The organism is Acinetobacter psychrotolerans (assembly GCF_048552595.1).
Taxonomy (GTDB): Bacteria; Pseudomonadota; Gammaproteobacteria; order Pseudomonadales; family Moraxellaceae; genus Acinetobacter.
Genome location: NZ_JBIMDK010000005.1, coordinates 143,801 through 164,474, shown reverse-complemented (window position 1 = coordinate 164,474; position 20,674 = coordinate 143,801). Strand labels below are relative to the sequence as shown.

Genomic DNA, 20,674 nt, shown 5'->3' with positions numbered 1-20,674 from the left:
AAAGGTGCTTAACTTCAAGTAATAAATACTAATTTTTTTCAACCAACTCACCTTTCAAAATCAACCAATTCAATTGCGAAAGCTGGCGATCCACCTGTAATACATTCTGATTCTCATCAAAATGTATTGTTACTGCTAAGAATTCTGGGCACTCAACAATGTTGTGTATAGCACCTGTTTCCATATCGTAAACCGCAAAATATGCCATTATTTTCTCATTGTCATTGCGTGGATATAACGCTGTGAAACACTGATATCGCCACCTGAAGCTGCTCTAAGTTGAAGTTGAAATGTTCCTGAAATCAAAGTTGAATCATGTCTGGATAAATTAAGTGTTCCTGCACCTCGAGCACTTCCCTTGATATTTACGCTATGAGAATGGATTCCATCCAATCCCATTGTTGCAGAAGCTGAAACACTAACATTATGTGAATGTCCAGATACGGTACCTGATGATCCACTCAAGCTATGGTTATGATTACCTGCATTTTGCGTTGACCCTCCACCTGAAATGTTATGACTATGATTCCCATCACTTCCCGTATTGCCGCTAAGTGAATGACTATGCCCACCAGCATCACTTGTGCTGCCTGAGGCATTGATTAATATTGAATGCTGATGCTGCCCACTATTCGACGAAGTCACACCAACTGCAGCATAATCAGTAAAATAAATCTCTAAATCCTCAAAGACTACATTGCCATTTTTTAGTACACGACAAAGTATCTGTTGACTTGAAGTATAATTAAGAAAACTAAATACAGCACCAAACGTCAAAATTGTATGCCCCATGTCACTGGTCACATTTAATGTCTGAACAGTTGTGTAGGTAGAATTAACTGTCACTGCTGCTTCAGCAAATGCAGAAACAGGTACTGTCACAGCATTGTCTTTGATCTTCAGCGTATCTACTGCAAGGTTTGCAATTTTCCCCTCTGTCACTGCTAAATTATCAATTTTTGCTGTAGTCACGGCCAAAGAATCAATCTTGGCCGTCTTAACTGATAAATCAACAATATGAGATGTATTCACTGATTGGTAATCAATCATTGCCGCTTTCAGGTAAGCTGAAACAGGGAAAACCGTACCTGTGACTGGATCAGTAAATGGTGTTGAACGAAAAATAAAGGGGTAATAACCTGCGCTACCACCACTACCAATCGCAAGCGAATCAAAGTTAAAGATGAATTTCCCTTCAACACCATCATTCGCCCCACCCCAACCAACAACTTTTCCATTCACATCAAGTTTTGTGTATTTCTGAGCATACAAACCATTAACGGATTGTGTAACTTCTTGAACAGCTGCTTTATTACCATTCAGCCCTGTCTGCACTGTATCTGTTCGAATAGCTTGAGCGAAATCCGCTTCAATACGTGCTGATTGCTCAGACCAAACACCTGCATAACCGCCAGAATTACCAATCAAATCAGACACCGAACCAATTAAAGGTGGATTCACTTGAGCGTAAATGCCTTCAATTTTAATGGCCTGAACCTGTTGTGCATCCACCAGTAAATCTACATCTTCAACAACGGCTGCTACCTTCTGATCATTACTCAACTTATAAATCGTTAATTCATTTAAAACTTGATTATCACCCGCAATACGCTCATTGCGTTCTTGTGTAATTCCATTTTCAACGTTTTGAACGGATTGAATAATGTCTGCAATATCACCATCCATCTCACCGATGCGATCAATCTTGCCCTGTAAATCTTTGTGTATCAGCTGTAGTTTCAACAGCAGCTAAATGAGCAGAAACAATTGCTAAAGCAAAAGCCATAGCTTGTTGCATTAAAAATGCCGCTTTAAATGAAGCTGATTGCTCCCCATTAGAATCTTTTACAGCTTGAGTGATTTGAGACCAAGTGTTTTGCGCTTGCCCTAGTAAACTGCCCCATATCTGCAATTGCTCTTGATGCTGAGATTTTGCCAAATCCTGTTCAAGTAAAGTATATTTTTCATTCAAAGCTAACTTGCTTTGTCTAAAAGACTCTTCTGCTTGAAGCAATAACTGTTTACGAGTGGCATCATCAGTAATGGTTTTATCTTCATTGATGTTATTTACATTTTTATCGTAATCATCACCAAATGAATTAAGATCCCTCCCGTACTGATTTTGAAGCGCCCAAGTACCATAACCGCCGCCCATGCTAGCTTTGGCTTGCATATCCAATACTTCAGCTTGTAACTCTGTCAAAGGCTGACTGAAAGCCATCTGGTATTCAGCAATTTTAAGCTTTTGGGTTTTACGATACTCATCAATCTCATACTTTGATAAAGCATCAATTCCATTCATTACAAGTTGTTTTTGATCTTTACTGAACTCTTTAGAAGCATTGGTCGCAGCACGATTGATTTCAGCCTCTTTATTAATTCGCTCTTCACCAACCCATTTCCAACCATTAACTTGTTGATCAAGCTGAAGCTTTGCTAGATAAGATTCATCTGAATATCTAAGGTTGATTTGATCAATCAGTTGGGCTTGTCCAAGCCTTTCAGCTTCGGCAATCTCAGCCAAACGATCTTTATTGCGAATAACATCGGCATTAGAGTATTTTGCATTAAGCTGGTCAATTTCTTCCAAAGTTTTTTGCGCATATTTGGCTTGATCATCCATGCTTAAATCAAAGTCTTTAGATGATCCTGAATATCCATTAGCGCCTGCAATATAGCCTTTTACGTTTGCAACATATTGACGATTCACAGATCCTATATTATTTCCGGCTGCAACATTACCTTCACCCGCATGATATGCAGAAATAGCCTTATCCCAATCTCCAAATTTCTTATACAAAAGCTGTAGGTATTGTCCAGCCGCATCAGCAGATTTCCCAAGGTCAAAAACATCATTACCGAATAACTTGAATCTTTTGGCTGTAGAGTCTAAAAATTGGAATCCACCCTTGGTTGTACCGTATTTTGTTTGAGGCCCTACAGCATTTACATTTCCACGAGATTCTTGCATGTGAATACCAGAAAGAAGTCCTGATGGAATTCCATACTTACCTTCAATACCGTTAAAATTGTATTTAGAAGCATTTGCTTGAACTTTGGCATTCACCTGGAGTGCTTTTTGCTGCTTCTCTAACTCCTTTGTTTGATCTTTTTTAGACTGAGTAATATCGTTTTCAAGATTTTTTAGCTCCTGCTGTTTACTAAAATTCTTTTGAAATATACCCCACTGCTCAACTGATAATTTTTGAGTCTTTGATAGTTTATTTTCATCATAAAACTCTGCTAAGGCTTTACCCATCTCTAAACCATGATTTTTTATATTGATTCGTGAAAAATCAATATCTAGGTTTTTTTGAGCATAACTCTTATCAAGTGCACTAAGTTTTTCTTGTGCCAAGCGCTTAGCATCAATTGACTCAGCCTCATCCTTATTTGCTTTAACTGCTGAACTGGTTTGCTTTGTGAGCGCATCTTGTGCTGTTTTAACCTTTTCATATTCAGTTTTAGACTTTGCTTGTGCAGTTGTTAGATCATCAATTTTTTGTTTATGATTACCTTGAACTCCCGACAGCCCATTGATAGCAGTAGCAAAATCAGATGCACTTAAGCTACCTTTACGGTACTCCTTAAATAAAGCATTAACTTCTTTTGCGGTACTTTCAGATACAGAACCTGAATCTTCAAGCCAACCAATAAAAGCATTTAGATCAGAAAATGAAACCGTGTAGGCAGTGGATAAATCTCTAACTTGCTTTTCAAGCTCACGCATTGTCGTACGCTTTTGAAGATCATCAAGTTTGGAGTACTCAGCAACCAGTTCACTCACAGTACCTTTCTGTAAATCTAGTGTAGAGGTTGTATCTTTTGTACTATCCCTCAGTATTAGATAATACGCTGCAACACCCGCAACCGCTATATCTAAGCCTACAGGCCCAGTCAAAATTCCAAGCAGACCACGACCAACACCCATCCCTGCTGCCGCCGCCGCTGTCGATCTTGTCCTAGCAGCCGCCAAAGTAGTTTCTGCAATCGTTAATTCCGCAGTTACTTGAGTTTCTACTTGACGAAGACCTGCCATACGAGTTGTCGATTGAATTCGACCAATGTCACTAATCTGCCCTTTAATCCTCTGAATCTCTAATGCTTTTTCCGCAGATATTGCAGCAAGAGTGGTTTGTGTATGAATAACTTTCGCTTCTGCCGCTGCCAAGGCTGTTGCGGCTGCCGCTTTTTCGGAATTAATAGCTGCATACTGAATGATGGTTTGATCAACAAGCTGCTTTGCTTTTACATAACCTGCTGCAGTACTCATTGCTAACGCAGAAATATAAGTACCGACTAGATATGCGCCACTAATCATCAAGCCATTAACTACTACCTCAAGATTTTCAGCAAGTATGCTAATAGCTCCTGATAAGCCAGCTGCCGCACCACTTCCACTACCAGCCTCACCAACAAACTCAGTCACGGCGTTAGAAAGCTGAGTGAAAGACTGACCGATCGTGAAATTGGTTTTACCAAAATCATTTTCAATAGACCCTGACATTTTTTGAATTGCTTCAATCATTTTGTCGGTGGTTAACAAGCCTTGAGATGACATTTCTTTCAATTCAGCGCGAGTTACACCCAAACCTTTCGCAAAAACATCCAAAAGGTAGCCTGCATTTTCAGACATAGAGACAAATTCATCACCATTTAAAGATGACTTATCAAATGACTGCCCAAGCTGATACAAAGCAGCACTTGCGGCTTGAGCGCTTGATCCTGAGTTACTAATTGATTTGGAAATTGATTCGGTAACTTTCGCAACCTGAGTCTGACTTAATCCTAGTTTTTCGCTGTTATATTGGATTTTTTGATAAATTGCCGCTGTACCACCCCATGCTGAACCTGAGCGTTGAGCAATATCAAAGGTGCTTTTCATTGCTATGTTTAGCTCTTTTTGAGTATCAGTAACCAAGCGTAGACGGTTGTTAAGGTTAGTCCAATCATTCATCTTCGCAATGGCACCACCAACCGTAACAACCCCCATCATGTAGACTGCAAGGTTTCTTGCTGCTACAGACATTGAATTCATTGATGTGGTTGCGTGATTACCTGTCCGCTCAATACTTTGTAGTTCTCGATCTAAAGCACGTGCATTTCTAAGCGCTTGTTCTGAGCTAATCTCAATAATAAGCGTACTGCGTTGTTCTGCCATATCACTTTCCTACGGGCATAAAAAAAGCGCCTACAGGCGCGACAGATATAAAAAAACTGACCTCTATTGGGTCGGTTTTATTTAAGCACTTCTAAAATTTTGGCTATTGATTCAAGTATTGGAGCTAGTTGCCATGTCCCCACAACTAAAAACACTATGATGTATGTCCATATTCTTAGCGCCTTGCTTTCTGACAATTTATTCATCACTTTATCAACCTACATCTTTAGGTTAAAATTCATAAATGTTCTTTTACTTAAGTCTGTGTTTTGGATTGGAAAAAAAAAGCCAATGATTACGAGTCACGGGCTTTTTGCTTTATTCGGGTAATAAAAAAGCCAACAATGTAGTTAGCTTATGTTTAGTGGATTTAAAGTTCTATTCGTACCAATTGTATATAACTGATATACGTCTTTCTCTTATGCGTGTAGCTCTAAATCTCAGATTTAAAAAAACCATATGTATCTGGCGTTAAAAGAATCAAAATACCAATAACAGATTGTAATTAAATTTTTAGATAACGGTACCGCACATATCGGTTGTTCCAGTTGGATATGCTTGTGTATATTTAGAGTGATCAGTTATAAATTCTACTGAAAATTCCTTATTTAAATCAGCTGAATCAATATTTTGATAGATGGTACTGTTCAAAACACCTATGTTTTTTGCTTTACTTGGTAGTGTATATACATATCCTTGGTTTTGCCCATTGACAATTAAACCGATTTGATTCGAAGTCTGATTAAAGTAAAACCCAATTTTTTGCATTTGCGATGCGTTTACTACTTGAAATCCAGTAAGATTAACTTGAGGTGAACCAGAGCTTGCCAATATAAATTGATACCCATGAGTAGCTCCAGGACCACTATTTCCATATATAATTGAGAACGAAAATAGCCCACCATTATCAAGATCGCCAGTCACCCCTACTGGAAAAGTAGATAAAACTCCTTCATTACTTAACTGATTTGGTACTTTCATACTGAATTCAATTGCAACATTTCCACTTATAGGTAAAATTTTATCTCCAATAGGTAAACTCGTGACATTTTTTGTTGTAATTTGATTTTTTGTTCCAGTGTTTAAATTTAACATGCTTAAAATTTTATCATCCGTTTTTAATGACTTAGATGTGTTATTATTGTTATTAGCAAGCAATTGTGTTGCAAATTGGCTACTCATAGCAATATTCATCCTATAATCACCAGCTGAACCTGATGGCAATCCTACTAATAAATTCAAACCAACTTTTTGATTTGAGTTTTGCGGAAATAAGGTGATATTCGGTGCGTTATAACCAAGTGCCGCCTGTACTTGACTTAATGAGGCATCAAAATTATAAGTACAAGCACTCCAACCGCTCATACTCACTAATCCTGTTAATAATCCGATAGCTATTTTTTTCATTATCAACTTCCTTTTTTTATGAAGTTTTACTATAAGGTCTAAAACAGAAATAATAAAATTTTCCCGATAAAAAACCACCCTTTCGGATGGTCTTAATTACTTTCTATTAAGACAGATACCATTCAATGCTATGTGGTGTTTGATTCCCTACATGCTTAAGTGTAAGACCGTATCCAATAGCTTTACGATTCAATAAGTTTGCATGACATACAGCTTCCGATGCCAAGCCACTTAAATGCCCTGCATAGTTGCTCTGTACTACGCGTAATGCGGGATAAACTTCATCCTTAATATACTTTGCAAGAATTGGTACATACCACATTAAGAATTGAACATTCTGGTCATGAAGTACTGTGTGAATGTTTGACTCTGCATCACTCTTCTTTTCAGCATTACTATATAAAGCAATCAAATGATGAACATACTCCACGGCGACAGGGATAGCATCGTAAGGAATTTCTTCAATACTCTTAGTTCCAAAACGCTGATTAATTAATTTCCAAGCATCACTAGAGTTTAGGTGCTTAGTCTTAGCTACAAGCATGGCGTGAGCATCATGTAATGGTGTGCGTTCTGATTTGTGGGTTTTGGCTACTGGTGTGCCAACTTCTTTATCAAGAATGTCGAGTACCCATTTACGGAATTGCTTAGCAATTTCTGTTTTAGAAAACATGGCGATTAGATGGCAACCGCGAAGGGAGAAAATGCGGATCGTCTTAGTTAAATTTTTGCTTTTCTTCGAGACACTCAAATTGAGGGTCAAGGTCATTGATGAATTAAACTCATCCTGATTACGCTCATAAACCTGAGTCACTGCATCCGATTTTGCATAACCAAGAGCCTTAGCCTATTCGGTTGCAGTCAACCAAATTTGACCTTTCTGCTGAACAGGTGTGAAATTTACTTCATTGAAACTTAATGCTAAACTACTCATGTTGTTTACTTCCTTAGTGATGACATTTAAAGCCCCTTGATCCGCCAAGATTGTTAGGGGTTTTTTATTGTCTGTAATAATCATGCTTTCGCACTCTCTTGGTTTAATAAAAGTTCAACTGCCTTATTGATTAAATAATTCATTGAGCGCTCATCTTTTGCAGCCTTATCTTTTAATTGCTTATGCAATTCAGGAGGAATACGAATTGCGACTTGAGTGTCTGTTCTTGCCATTTTCAGCTCCATATAAAGCACGGTGATCATATTAAAGCACAGTGCTTTATTGATGTAAAGCACTGTGATGCAATACTATCTAATATATATTGGTTATAAGGATTCATCATGGCTCGCAATGACCCCCAAATGAACCTACGCGTTCCGATGGAACTAAAAGAAAAAATTGAAAAGGCAGCTTTAGATAATGGTAGAACCATAACAGCAGAAGCTGTTTACCGTCTTGAAGAAAGTTTTAAAGGTCAATGTTTTTCAGATCTAGATCAAATTCCTTTAGAGGAATTTTTAGTTCATATTGCTAAAAAGTTTAATAATTCTGGTTTTCACTTAACTATTGAAGAAATTAATAAAAATAACAATTGAGATTTTTAATGACTACAGAACTTATTATTGGTGCAAATACAGTATTACCCCTAACAACAATTACACTTAATATTCAAGTATTTGGTGCTGAGTTGTCAGATTTAGATTTTAGTGCTTACATCCTATCAAACCAAACTCAAAAAGTACGTGGTGATGATGATATGATTTTTTATGGACAACCTCATAATCAAGCACAAACTGTGGTTCTCTCCAATACAAATATAAATACAATGTCAATAACTCTAAAACTCCCACATATTTCATCAGATACTGGAAGGGTTGCAATTTGTGCAACTATGACAAATAAAGACCATAATTTTTCTAATATTAGACATTTACAATTAAAAATAGCTGATAGTTGTCAAACAGTAGCGACCGCTAAAATAACAGGTCAAAATCGAAATGAGGTTGCACTTATTCTTGCTGAAGTTTATCGACATCAGCAAGCATGGAAATTTCGCTTAGTAGCACAGGGTTTTAATGGTGGTCTAAAACCTCTGGCTGAGTACTTTGGTGTTGACATAGCTGATGAACCACCACCTCTTCCTGAAACACCAAATACAACTGAACATCAATCGAATAGCAGTGCTTTCGACTCACCTTCAATCATAAAAAATACACTTAGAGATCTTTTTTCATCTCCTTTAAAAATGATTGAAAAACATAAGAAACAAAAGGAATTCCTCTCTCAATTTAATCAACTCCTATTAAGAGGAAGATTAACAAATCAAAATATGCAATGGCTAGATGAATTTTGCAGAGAAAATGAACTTGATAAAATTCATTTATTTAGACAATCAGATACTTTAATTAATAATTTTCTTCACTACACACTGGCTAACATAATTGCTGATAGCTTTGTAAGTAAAGAGGAGTCTGACTACATAAATCATTTATGTGATTACCTAAAACCTAGTCACATAATTATTTCTGAAATCAATATAACAATTAAGCGTATTAATAATATTGCAAAAATTAAAAAAGGCTCTGTAACCCCAATTCAAACCAATGAAATAGTTATTAAAAATTCTGAATTAGTGTTTTTTCATCAAAGAGAAGTCTTGTTTACAATTGAGCGGAAAAATGCAAATAACAATGAACGCTATCGTGGTGACTTATTTATCACAAGTGAAAGAATTATTTATAAATCAGATAAACCTAAAAATATATTAATATCTAATATTATTTCATATGAAAGTAATAAAAATATGATTTTTATTACAGCTAAAACAGCGAGTAATTCAGGTGAATTTTATATTGGCAAAGATGTTGATCTTGTCGAGGCTCATATCGAGCAATCAGTAAAACGTTTCCATCGTCAACTTGATCTACGTCAATCTACAAATAATACCAGGCACATAACACAAGAAGTTCGCAATACTGTTTGGCAGCGTTGCAATGGGCAGTGTGTAGAATGTAAATCCACATCATACTTAGAGTTTGACCATATAATCCCATTTTCAAAGGGTGGCTCCAACTCTGAAGTTAATGTCCAACTTTTATGTAGAGCATGCAATCTAAGTAAAAGTAATAATATTTAAAAAAGCACCCTAGGGTGCTTTTATTTACTGTTTTATTAATCACTAATCCAATCGCTTTAAGGCGCTTTCACAGTATGGCGATGCATTTTTTAGCAACGGGTCGGGAGTAAAGTTAAAGGTCGCACCCATATAATAATTGGCTTTTAGTGTTAGCTTGTCATTTGTTTTAGATATTACTTTTAATTTGAGATTATTTTGGTTGTAAATAACATCACCTACTACCTTTATTTTATCCAATATGTCTTTACCATTGTAGCTTTGACACATAAGACCTGTTCCATCGCTATTAAATTTGATCGTCACTAACCAAGGACCGCCACTGCCTGACCAAGATCCCGATAAATCTGTAGACTTGGGCTTTATTGCGCTAAATTGACCGCTCAATAGATCATTATTCATAGCACATCCACTTAAAACCACCCCAAATCCTAAAGTCGCAGCAATTAACACATTTTTCATATTAAACCCCTCAATATTTGCTCATAAAATAACAAATAAATAAGGGGTAGTCTAAGAATTACGCTGACTTAAAAACTTCCCATCCAATGCAAATATGCATGAAACAAAAAGTTCTTTTTCAACATCACAACCATAAATATCAAAATATGACTGAATATCCCGAAGTGATAGCTCTTGATAAAAGCCCCACCATGAGGGAAGGCAATAAACTTTCTAGCTTTAGAAATGATATTAAAAGCTTTAATAAGATATGTAGCAGTAAAGCTTTTTTCTAATCGCTCTAGTGGTTTAATCCCTAATTTTTTATAGATGTCTTCTGCTTTTCTGCCGACCACTTGAGGTTTCTTTGCTCATAGTGCTTAAGGACTTTCCCACTTCATCTTCAACTGCTTTCATTGCTATACGCTTCAATTCGCTTGCTTTAGTGATGGCAAATACGACAATTTCATTTGAATATTTAGTGCTGGTACAAAGCAACTCAGCATTTTTAGGACTATATTCAAATGGATTATCTTTGGTTTCTATACCATTCCAACCAGTAATTAGATGTGAAACTGAACGATTAAATGCAAGACTAGATTTTACTGCCGAATCATCGGTAACTTGTTTCATCCCTTGCAGTTCTTGCTCTGCCTGAATATTGTTTAATTCAAGTGCACGGTTAAATGCTGGCTTTCTTGTATCAGCAATACGTAACTTCACACCATCTTTAAAATCAAACCATTCTTGTGAAAATTCTGCTACTTCTTGCTGTTGAATTTCAATTTTCATTTTACTATCCAAAAATAGACCGCCCGAAGGCGATTAAGATTAAGGTCCAACAACAGTAGGTATACGTGTCAAAGTAGGTGCGACATCAGCAACGGCAAAAGTAAACTGTGTAGATAAAATGTCGCTAATCGCCCCACTTGGTAATGGTGCTGAGATAGTGAGTTTAGGCAATATCAGTTTATATTTATTACCTACATTGTCTTTCAACGTGTATTCAAGCCCAATAGGTTCATTCAGGAATTGTTTTTCATAAAGCTCAGCAGTATTTTTAGACCAAGCTAAAGTAAATGTTCCTGTGCCTTTCATTACCGTTTCGAGGATTGCACCGATATTGTTTTCAAAGTCTAAGCACTTCTGCAGCTGCATCGCATTATCAATCGTCAGATCGATCTGAGTGGCACACATCCCTGCCTTTTTCTCACCATCAATTAATACATCACCCGCAGAAGTGGTAGTAAATTGAACCGTATCAGCAGTCGGTGTAACCGTACCAGTAGGATGGACTTCATAAGCTATGCGACCCATTCCCATAATAGAGAATACAGAAGTAACGATGCCATCTTCAGGGATAGTGAGCTTCCACTGATTAATATGACAACCTTTAAATACATGGTAATTATCGACATCGGTAAAACCACGAACAATTGAAAACGTTTTACGTGTTGTTCCACCAAAGGTTAAAACATTATTCACCCATTGATTGAATGCAATACCTTCAAGTAAGTCATCTTGAATACCTTAGGCAAACTCAGTCTCAATATCTCCTTGAAACTCTGCACTTGTGACCAATGCACCTGCGGCTATACGAGTATCTTTAATCGTTTGGGATTCTGTGGTTTTAGGTGAAGCATCCATCCCATTTTTTGAGAATGCTAATGTCTGCCATGTTGTGGCTACGACTCCAGGTGTTGCCTCAATACCGTAGCTTGAACCTTGTTTTGCACCGGAACTCATGGTGTTCTCCTGAATCATGCTCAAAAAGAAACACTAGCAGGCAAGCTGAACATGAAACTTGCTTTTTGGGGATCAGCCTAGCCAGTGATAAAACAAAAAAAGGCATAAAAAAAACTGATATGTGTTGATAAAAACGGAGGCTTTCGCTTGGGAGGATTCTAGACAGCCAACCTGTAAAAGTCCTCTGCCATTTGATTTGGTGTCTTAAAATCCAATCCCTTTTGGATTCTTTGCTGATTATAAAATAGCTCTATGTATTTTGTAATATCTGCTTTCGCTTTTTCCCTCGTTTCATAAGTACGATGGTGTATAAGTTCATTCTTTAATATGCCCCAGAAGCTTTCAATTGGTGCATTATCAAAGCAGTCTCCACACTTACTCATTGAACCTTGAAAATCATATTTTTCAATCATATTTCGATATACATGACTGCAATATTGACTGCCTCTGTCTGAGTGAACAATTAAGCCTTGTGGCGGTTTTTGATTCCGAATAGCCATTTTAAGAGCATCACAGACCAACTGTGCTGTCATACGTTCATTTAGACTATAGCCAACAACCTGCTTTGTATAAAGATCTTTTGAAGCAGCCAGATATAGCCATCCTTCGTTTGTCTAAATGTAGGTAATGTCACTTACCCACGCGTGGTTTGGAGTGCTCATGTTAAATTTTTGCTCTAATAAGTTTTTGTAGACGGGACGGTTGTGATCACTGTTTGTTGTTCTTTTAAAGCGCTTATGGCGCTTGCAAAAGAGTTTATTGACCTTCTTTATTGTACGTACTGCATATTGGCTAATTTGAATACCTTGAGCGTGTAAATGCTTACTCAGGCGAATATAGCCATAGCTTTCATTGGTCTCCTGATGTGCTATTTTCACCATGATGGTCTGCTGATTTCTTCGAATTTGTTTTTGGCTTAAGCCACTTTTCAACCACTCATAAAATCTTGATACTGAAACTTTTAACAGCTTCGCCATCATGGTGATTGGGTATGTATCTTTATACTGTTTCATGCAGGCGTACCTCACTGACTTTCTTTGGCAAAGTACGCTGTTGCTTTTTTTAAGAATTCTCTTTCCAATTCCGCAGTTTTAAGTTGCTGTTTCAGCTTCTTATTTTCTTCGAGCAGAGCAGCAAGTTCAGGGGAATATTGTTGTGTTCCAACTAATGTTCCAGATTTAGCTTTGCTGTACCAATTGGAAAGCGTTTGCATGAATATGCCAAGCTGTCTTGCTGTTTCCGAAACATTGCCTTTATTTTCTTCAATCTGTTTTATAGCTTCAGCTTTGAATTCCGCTGTATAAAACTTTGGTTTTTTGCTCATGGTAAACTCCTGATGAGTACGTTTAGTTTACCAAGTGAAAGCTTCCGTTTTTATCAGCACACATCAGAGAATGTCTAGATGCTTTTAATATAAAGGGTTTTGAGACGAATTGAAACAAGGAGGAACAGCAAGATGGTACGCCCAGCGGGACTCGAACCCACTCCACAGGCTTCGGAAACCTGTACTCTATCCAGTTAAGCTATAGGCGCATAAAAGAAACTCGGCACATCATATCAAAAAAAAGTCCGAGGTAAAGCATTTATAAAACAACTGATTGAATTGATGCCTAGTCTTTGAACAACGTTCCGTATTTGCAACAGATAATTCCGTGTATTACGCTTGGTTTATTTATCTATATCGCTCACAATACACACTCTTCAAACCACGTGAGAATTTCATGACTGATGCTTTAGTGTTAAGAGATTTATCAAAAACTTATCAAAATGGGTTTCAAGCGCTCAAAGGAATTAATTTAACCGTTCCAGAAGGCGAGTTTTATGCACTTTTAGGTCCAAATGGTGCAGGAAAATCAACTACGATCAGTATTATCAGCTCTTTGACACGTAAAACATCTGGCACTGTTGAAATTTTTGGCCATGATCTAGATTCGCATCCATCCCATGCCAAGCAATGTTTGGGTGTCGTTCCGCAAGAGTTCAACTTTGGTCAATTCGAAAAAATCTTTGATATTCTGGTTACACAAGCTGGCTATTACGGTATTCCCAAAAAAATAGCCGAACAACGTGCAGAGCACTATTTAGAAAAATTAGGCTTATGGGAAAAACGAAATACTCAAGGGCGTATGCTTTCTGGTGGTATGAAACGTCGCTTGATGATCGCACGTGCCATGATGCATGAACCTAAGTTATTGATTTTAGATGAACCTACTGCAGGCGTAGATATCGAATTACGTCGTTCAATGTGGGATTTTTTAACTGAAATGAATGAAAATGGCACATCGATCATTTTAACGACACATTACCTCGAAGAAGCCGAAATGTTGTGCCGTCAAATTGCGATTATTGACCGTGGTGTGATTAAAGAAGATACCTCAATGAAGGCATTCTTGAATCAACTGAATGAAGAATCTTTTATTTTCGATTTAGAACAGCCTATTGAACCGATTCACATCGAAATTATTGGTGTGAAATTTAATTTGATCGATCCCGTCACCTTAGAAGTAACCATGGATAGAGCACATTCTTTAAATGATTTATTTCAACTCTTAGAAGCTCAAGGAATTCGCGCACGTAGTATGCGTAATAAATCGAATCGTCTCGAAGAACTGTTTGTGAAAATGGTTGAAAAAAACCTTGAGGAAAAAGCGCAATGAATTTTACCCAACTCAAAGTTGCGCTCTATACGCTCGTCCTTAAAGAAATCCGCCGTTTTATGCGAATTTGGCCTCAAACATTACTACCACCTGCAATTACAATGAGTTTGTATTTCGTGATTTTTGGCAACCTAGTGGGGTCACGTATTGGTCAAATGGGCGGCTTTAGCTATATGCAATACATCGTGCCTGGTCTTATCATGATGGCGGTGATTACCAATAGTTATGCCAACGTGTCTTCTAGTTTCTTTAGTGCTAAATTTCAGAAAAGTATTGAAGAACTCATTATGAGCCCTGTTCCATTACATATGGTGCTATGGGGTTATGTGATTGGGGGGATATGTCGCGGTGTCTTAGTGGGTATTATTGTGACGGCAATGAGTCTATTTTTTACAGATTTAGCTATTCATAATATTTTTGTTACTATATATACCGTAATTATTACCTCATTATTATTTTCATTGGGTGGATTTATTAATGCGGTTTATGCAAAATCATTTGATGATATTTCAATCATCCCCACTTTTGTTTTAACACCATTAACCTATTTAGGTGGTGTATTTTACTCAATTAGTGCTTTAAGCCCATTTTGGCAAAATCTCTCTTTAATTAACCCGATTGTATATATGGTCAATGCATTCCGTTTTGGAATTTTAGGTCATAGCGATGTTAATGTTTCACTATCATTGGTTGTGGTAACACTTTGCTGTGGTCTGCTGTATGTCATTGCCTACTATCTACTCTCTCGTGGTTCAGGAATGCGTGAATAATGTCTGTTGAACTCTCTTTATTAGGTAAAGAAACTGATTACCCAAGTACATATCAACCTGAAATTCTTTTCCCTATTTCACGTGCTCAAGCACGTGAACAATATGCCGACATAGAAGGCATCTATAAAGGAAAAGATTGGTGGCATGTTTTTGAAATTTCTTGGCTCAATGCGAAAGGTATTCCTCAGGTTGCAATTGGGCGAATCGCTATACCTGCGACATCTCCAAATTTACTTGAATCAAAATCATTAAAACTCTACTTTAATAGTATGAACTTTACCCAGTTTGATTCTCCGCAAGCATTTATCGATGTTGTAGAAAAAGACTTATCAAATGCGGCTCAAGCTGCTGTAACTTTGAGCTTATTCCAAGTTGATAATCTAGATATTTCCAAGCCACAAGGAATTTGTATCGATGATCAACAACCTGACCACTTAGTCAATCATCCTGATGCATCACTTTTAGCATTTGATACTGAGCATACTGATTCTGAAAAAAGTGATGAAATACAAATATATTCTCACTTATTAAGAAGTAATTGCCCCGTGACAGGTCAGCCCGATTGGGGAACAGTTTTTATTCGTTACCACGGTAAAAAACCTTGTTATCGCAGTGTTTTAGCTTATATTATCTCTTATCGTCAGCATAACGGTTTCCACGAACAATGTGTGGAGCAAATTTTTGCCGATATTTGGCAAAATTTAAAACCTGAAAAACTGATGGTTTACGCAACGTACACGCGTCGAGGGGGATTGGATATTAACCCTTGTCGTGTGTCGGATGAAACATGGATGCCAAGCCCGATTCGATTGGCGCGACAATAAAACATTGAGGTTTTTAGCATGCCCTTTTTTGGTTTTGTTCCTTCTGAAGAGTTATTAAAAAATATTCAGGCGGGAATTGAGAAAAAAAATTCCAACGAACCACTGTACCCTTTACGTGACCAAACTGCTTTACTCATTAATGATGAAATTATTAACTCATTATTAGTAGAACTGGTGCGTCGCTTCCCTGCAAGTGATAAACGAGATACTGCGGAAAAACTAGCAGGTTATGTAAAATCAACCGTTGCTGTTTTATTGAAACAGCTATTGAGTAAAGCTGAGAATGACGTTGTCCGTCAATCTGTCGATTTTTCTGAACACAGCCTATTCACAGACCCACAAGGTCAATTACGAGTAGGTACAACGCTTGATGCAGACTTAATTGCCCACTTAAAAGGTAGTTTTGATGCGATTGTGGCTGGTGAAATTGTCGATCGTAAGGTTTTATCGGGTTATTTCAAACAATTTGCAGATGCGACCATCAACCATTTTATGCGTGATTTTAATAAAACGCTTGATTTGGGTATGATTAAACGTAAAGCATCTGATATTGGTGCATCAGCTGTGACAAAAGCGGTGCATATTGCAATTGATAAATTGATTCCAAGTCTAAATAACGAAGAAATCAAAGCTGTTGCTGAATATTACAATACCTTGTTTTATCCTTAATACAGCAATGTAGATTTTGGATTGATATTCATAAGTAAATCATGCTCTTTTATAAGGGCATTTTTTATACCTAAAAATTAAGTCATTGATGACTATATATCACTATTTAAACAACGCTACGCTACAGCCCCACCTTATATACAAATCATGACCTAAAAACTTAAACTCATGCCAATGACCTTTAAAATAAATATGTCAAAGTTAAATCTATTCTGCTGTTATAGAAGCACAGCGCTTTAAAACAACAATATTAGACATTTACATAAGCCCTTAACTTTCCTGAAAAGAGAAAACTATAAGGACTAAAAGTGGTACAAAATCTATTGATTAGGAGCTTTCGCTATGTTGGACACAATATCAAGCAACAGCAAAAAATATCAGCAACGCATACAATCTGCCATTCAGATTCGTAAAACCCGTTTTAACCCTAAAAAAGTTCAACGGCAATATACAGATGCAACGCTGATGTCACATTTTCTCACTGCGCTGTCACTGACCTTTCCCCAAGGCGAACGCTTCTTTGTCGAAACTGTACGAAATGTCCGAGATCAAATCTCGCAGCCACAATTACAGGCTGATATTGCAGGATTCATTGGTCAGGAAGCACATCATGCACAAGCACATGAAATGTTTAATCAAGCCATTCAGTCTGAACATTACCATCTAAAAAACTTTGATGATGCTTTTGTAAAGGAAATGAAGCGTCTAAGAACATTGTCTCAACGCCGCCAACTTGCCGCTACAGTCGCACTTGAGCATTTTACTGCGCTCATGGCAGGTTATATGCTGAAGTATCCCGAATTCATGTTTAAAGGCTTAACACCCAATATGATGCAATTGTGGCTTTGGCATGCGGTAGAAGAAATTGAACATAAGCACGTTGCTTTTGAGGTTTATCAGAGTATTTTTAATAATGTAGCGCAGCGTCGTCGCAGTATGCGTACGATCACCGTTGGATTTATTTCTGGCACGACATTAATGACTGCAAATTTACTGTGGCAGGATCGTAAAAATAGCCTTTACCAACCAAAAGCTTTGTTAAAGAATGCCAAAGTACTGTTTGGCTTTGGACAGATGATGCTACGTTTATTACCAGAATATCTTGCTTTTTATCGTGCCGATTTTCATCCTGCACAGATTGATCAGCAGCAACTACTTGAAAGAGGCAGACAATTGCTCAATCCTAGCTAAATGGTCAATGATTCACTCAGTTCATTTAAAGAAGTTTTTTCAAATTTTAACTTTTTGTGACCTTATTTTTTTATCAAAAAAGATAAAATCATTGAAAATATAAATCAGTAAAAAATGTTCATTTAAGAAAAGACATTTTGACTGCTTTTTAAAGCAGTTAATAAACTTATACTATTTAAAATCATACCCTTACATTATTTCCCGATCCTCTCTTATTTTAAGAAAACTTTTAGAAAATACCTATATATAATCATCATCAAAAATCATAGCTTTTCTTCCACAATTTTTTGTATAAATAGTCTACTTTTTATGGTTTGAAAATAATTTTATCTACATATTTCTATTGTTGCCTTTAGGTAAGCTCTAGCCGATACGATTGCCTTAACTTACGGTTGTGCTAGTCTGCCGTGTATATCTCTACTCCCCCTAAAAATAAACAATGGCACCTAGTTCTCAGTATAAATTCCTACGTCATGCACCTCGTGACGGTATCAGCACGGCGATGCTCCCATCCCGATGGCAAAAGCTGCATATTGACCCCTGGCTCAGTTTGTTTTTAATCCTCAATGCCATACTAGGATTAACCGTTCTTTATAGTGCCTCTGCACAAAATGTGGGACTGGTTTCAAAACAAGCCATGAGTTTTGGCATTGGTTTTTTAGTGATGTGTGGCTTAGCACAAATTCCACCTAAAATTTATCAAGCTTTTGCCGCCAATTTTTATATCTTTGGACTGGTCTGTTTAGTTGCCGTCAAAATTTTTGGTGAAGTGCGTATGGGTGCACAGCGTTGGATTGATATTCCCGGTTTTGGCAGCGTACAACCCAGTGAATTTATGAAAATTGGCATGCCTTTAATGATCGCCTGGTTTTTATCACGTAATCCGCTTCCCCCGAGTTTTAAAAATATCTTTTTTTCACTGCTGTTAATTGGTATCCCTTTTATTCTCATTGCCGAGCAGCCGGATTTAGGAACGTCATTACTCATTTTAGCCAGCGGTATTTTTGTACTTTTCTTGAGTGGGCTTTCTTGGACAATGATTTTGGCAGCTATAGGGGCAGCAGCCGTGATTATTCCAGTTGCGTGGACATTTTTACTGCATGACTATCAACGGCAACGTGTACTGACCTTAATTAACCCTGAAGCAGATGCACTAGGAACAGGTTGGAATATTATCCAGTCTAAAACAGCCATTGGTTCTGGTGGATTTTCAGGCAAAGGCTTCTTAGAAGGCACACAATCGCATTTACACTTCTTACCCGAAGGTCACACCGACTTTATTATTGCTGCTTTTTCTGAAGAATTTGGATTAATTGGAATCATTCTGCTCATTACCATCTATTTCTGTATTATCTTTAGAACATTCCAAATAAGTTTACAATGCTTCCATAATTTTGGTCGTTTGGTTGCAGGTACATTTGCTTTGTCATTTTTTGTTTATGTATTTGTAAATGCAGGCATGGTCAGTGGTATTTTACCTGTAGTTGGTGTTCCCTTACCTTTTATGAGTTATGGTGGCACTGCAATTATTACTTTAATGGCTACATTTGGCATTGTGATGTCGATTCATACGCATCGCTAATTTCATCATAAATAATTAGGAAATATAACCTATGTTTAGTCTTGGGCTTTTACAGAAAGTTAGAAATATCACTTTTTGTGCGGCTGCTTTCTCTATTACTAGTTTTTGCCAAGCCAATGATTTTGCAAATCATCCTGAATATAACAATTTTAAAGCAAAAACCATGCAAACCTATGGTTTAAGTGCTGAACAAGTTGATTGGGCAATGAATGGTTCCCGAAATTTGCCCAATATTATCAACATTATGGACAGACCTGGGGAAAGTAAACCTTGGTATCAATATAAAACCAATTTTTTAGCTGAAGGCACAATCCAACGCGGTGTGCGCTTTAAAAACCAATATGCCGATACACTTAATCGTGCTGAACAGCAATTTGGCGTACCACAAGAAATTATTTTAGGTATTTTAGGTGTCGAAACGGGTTATGGTGCAAATAAAGGCTCATTTATCACCCGTGATGCACTAGCAACACTCGGTTTTGGTTACCCACGCCGTGCACAATACTTTCAAGATGAACTAGCTGCGCTCATCGCATGGTCATATAAAGATGGTGTTCCGACAAATTCAGTGGTCGGTTCCTATGCAGGGGCTGTCGGCTACCCACAATTTATGCCAAGTAATATTCCTAAATTTGGTGTGGACTATGATGGAAATGGTCATGTCGATCTACGCAATTCAGCTGTAGATGCCATCGGTTCTATTGCCAATTATTTAGCTCAACATGGTTGGCAGCGAAATCGCCCGATTGCATTTTTAGCACGCTATACAGGCAATAATCCTGAAGCGGTTATCGCCAAAGATTTAACTCAACCTGTACCTTATGGCTCTGTTAAAAATTTAGGCATTACACCGCTTAATCCTATTGTAAAAATCGATGACCTAGATTTGGTGAATATCATTCAATTACAAGACGATTACGGTCCTATTTACTACATCACTTACCCTAATTTCCAAGTGATTACCACCTATAATAAAAGCCGTATGTATGCGACAGCTTTATGGCTTTTAGGCACTGAAATTGTGAGCCGCTAATTCATTAGATTTACCAAATGTGACCAAAGTCAAGAAAATATTTCATAAAATTGGTCACATTTTCTACATTTTAAATATTTAGTTACAATATTGATTATTTTTTAATCAATTACTGTAAGTATTTG

At 37.2% G+C, this 20,674-nt stretch carries 17 protein-coding genes, 1 tRNA gene and 3 pseudogenes; 10 read left to right on the top strand and 11 right to left on the bottom strand.

Features of this window, described 5'->3' with window-relative positions; translation table 11 throughout:
- Positions 1-28: 28 nt before the first annotated feature.
- The 6 genes and pseudogenes from ACG94X_RS06600 to ACG94X_RS06575 form a co-directional block, all read right to left on the bottom strand.
- Positions 29-208: a hypothetical protein gene (locus tag ACG94X_RS06600; RefSeq protein WP_419382947.1), complete on the bottom strand. Its 180-nt coding sequence runs from the start codon at positions 206-208 to the stop codon at positions 29-31.
- A complete protein-coding gene (locus ACG94X_RS06595) occupies positions 208-1,743 on the bottom strand; it encodes a hypothetical protein (protein ID WP_419382946.1) in 1,536 nt (511 codons plus the stop codon). Before ACG94X_RS06595 ends, ACG94X_RS06600 begins: the two co-directional genes overlap by 1 nt.
- On the bottom strand, positions 1,700-5,161 hold the full coding sequence (locus tag ACG94X_RS06590) for a tape measure protein (RefSeq protein WP_419382945.1): 3,462 nt from the start codon (positions 5,159-5,161) through the stop codon (positions 1,700-1,702). The genes ACG94X_RS06595 and ACG94X_RS06590 overlap by 44 nt, the downstream gene beginning before the upstream one ends.
- A 513-nt stretch (positions 5,162-5,674) precedes the next feature.
- On the bottom strand, positions 5,675-6,568 hold the full coding sequence (locus tag ACG94X_RS06585; protein ID WP_419382944.1) for a DUF4882 family protein: 894 nt from the start codon (positions 6,566-6,568) through the stop codon (positions 5,675-5,677).
- Positions 6,569-6,674: 106 nt separating this feature from the next.
- Positions 6,675-7,502, bottom strand: a pseudogene (locus ACG94X_RS06580) (BRO-N domain-containing protein).
- 80 nt (positions 7,503-7,582) lie between these two features.
- Positions 7,583-7,735: a toxin-antitoxin system HicB family antitoxin gene (locus tag ACG94X_RS06575; protein WP_419382943.1), complete on the bottom strand. Its 153-nt coding sequence runs from the start codon at positions 7,733-7,735 to the stop codon at positions 7,583-7,585.
- 108 nt (positions 7,736-7,843) lie between these two features.
- On the opposite strand from ACG94X_RS06575, the gene ACG94X_RS06570 reads away from it, so the two are divergent.
- Both ACG94X_RS06570 and ACG94X_RS06565 read left to right on the top strand, forming a co-directional pair.
- Complete coding sequence (locus ACG94X_RS06570) at positions 7,844-8,098, top strand: Arc family DNA-binding protein (RefSeq protein ID WP_419382942.1); 255 nt, start codon at positions 7,844-7,846, stop codon at positions 8,096-8,098.
- Between the two features lie 8 nt (positions 8,099-8,106).
- Positions 8,107-9,639 carry a TerD family protein gene (locus ACG94X_RS06565; RefSeq protein ID WP_419382941.1) on the top strand — a complete coding sequence of 511 codons (1,533 nt, stop codon included), beginning with the start codon at positions 8,107-8,109 and terminating at the stop codon, positions 9,637-9,639.
- Between the two features lie 42 nt (positions 9,640-9,681).
- On the opposite strand, the gene ACG94X_RS06560 is transcribed toward ACG94X_RS06565, so the two are convergent.
- Complete coding sequence (locus ACG94X_RS06560) at positions 9,682-10,098, bottom strand: J517_1871 family lipoprotein (protein WP_419382940.1); 417 nt, start codon at positions 10,096-10,098, stop codon at positions 9,682-9,684.
- Between the two features lie 98 nt (positions 10,099-10,196).
- Here ACG94X_RS06560 and ACG94X_RS06555 point away from each other — a divergent pair, with 98 nt between their 5' ends.
- Positions 10,197-10,373 carry a hypothetical protein gene (locus ACG94X_RS06555; RefSeq protein WP_419382939.1) on the top strand — a complete coding sequence of 59 codons (177 nt, stop codon included), beginning with the start codon at positions 10,197-10,199 and terminating at the stop codon, positions 10,371-10,373.
- A gap of 28 nt (positions 10,374-10,401) precedes the next feature.
- On the opposite strand, the gene ACG94X_RS06550 is transcribed toward ACG94X_RS06555, so the two are convergent.
- From ACG94X_RS06550 to ACG94X_RS06535, 4 genes and pseudogenes are all read right to left on the bottom strand, one after another.
- A complete protein-coding gene (locus ACG94X_RS06550) occupies positions 10,402-10,869 on the bottom strand; it encodes a phage-derived protein YdaY family protein (protein WP_419382938.1) in 468 nt (155 codons plus the stop codon).
- Positions 10,870-10,908: 39 nt separating this feature from the next.
- Positions 10,909-11,823 (bottom strand): annotated as a pseudogene (locus tag ACG94X_RS06545) (phage tail tube protein).
- 158 nt (positions 11,824-11,981) lie between these two features.
- Positions 11,982-13,147, bottom strand: a pseudogene (locus tag ACG94X_RS06540) (IS3 family transposase).
- Positions 13,148-13,280: 133 nt separating this feature from the next.
- Positions 13,281-13,356: transfer RNA gene (locus ACG94X_RS06535), tRNA-Arg, on the bottom strand.
- A gap of 188 nt (positions 13,357-13,544) precedes the next feature.
- Between ACG94X_RS06535 and ACG94X_RS06530 the strand changes: the two genes are divergently transcribed.
- The 7 genes from ACG94X_RS06530 to mltB all read left to right on the top strand — a co-directional run bounded on the left by ACG94X_RS06530 (position 13,545) and on the right by mltB (position 20,549).
- A complete protein-coding gene (locus ACG94X_RS06530; protein WP_419382937.1) occupies positions 13,545-14,480 on the top strand; it encodes an ABC transporter ATP-binding protein in 936 nt (311 codons plus the stop codon).
- Positions 14,477-15,250 carry an ABC transporter permease gene (locus ACG94X_RS06525; protein WP_419382936.1) on the top strand — a complete coding sequence of 258 codons (774 nt, stop codon included), beginning with the start codon at positions 14,477-14,479 and terminating at the stop codon, positions 15,248-15,250. Before ACG94X_RS06530 ends, ACG94X_RS06525 begins: the two co-directional genes overlap by 4 nt.
- Positions 15,250-16,074 (top strand): NADPH-dependent 7-cyano-7-deazaguanine reductase QueF, encoded by an 825-nt coding sequence (gene queF, locus ACG94X_RS06520; RefSeq protein ID WP_419382935.1) that lies wholly within the window; start codon positions 15,250-15,252, stop codon positions 16,072-16,074. The genes ACG94X_RS06525 and queF overlap by 1 nt, the downstream gene beginning before the upstream one ends.
- 18 nt (positions 16,075-16,092) lie before the next feature.
- Complete coding sequence (locus ACG94X_RS06515) at positions 16,093-16,743, top strand: hypothetical protein (RefSeq protein WP_419382934.1); 651 nt, start codon at positions 16,093-16,095, stop codon at positions 16,741-16,743.
- 342 nt (positions 16,744-17,085) lie between these two features.
- On the top strand, positions 17,086-17,934 hold the full coding sequence (locus tag ACG94X_RS06510; protein WP_419382933.1) for a metal-dependent hydrolase: 849 nt from the start codon (positions 17,086-17,088) through the stop codon (positions 17,932-17,934).
- Positions 17,935-18,373: 439 nt separating this feature from the next.
- Entirely contained in the window at positions 18,374-19,516 is a 1,143-nt protein-coding gene (gene rodA, locus ACG94X_RS06505) for a rod shape-determining protein RodA (protein WP_419382932.1), read from the top strand.
- A 31-nt stretch (positions 19,517-19,547) separates the two neighbouring features.
- A complete protein-coding gene (gene mltB, locus ACG94X_RS06500) occupies positions 19,548-20,549 on the top strand; it encodes a lytic murein transglycosylase B (RefSeq protein ID WP_419382931.1) in 1,002 nt (333 codons plus the stop codon).
- Positions 20,550-20,674: the final 125 nt, after the last annotated feature.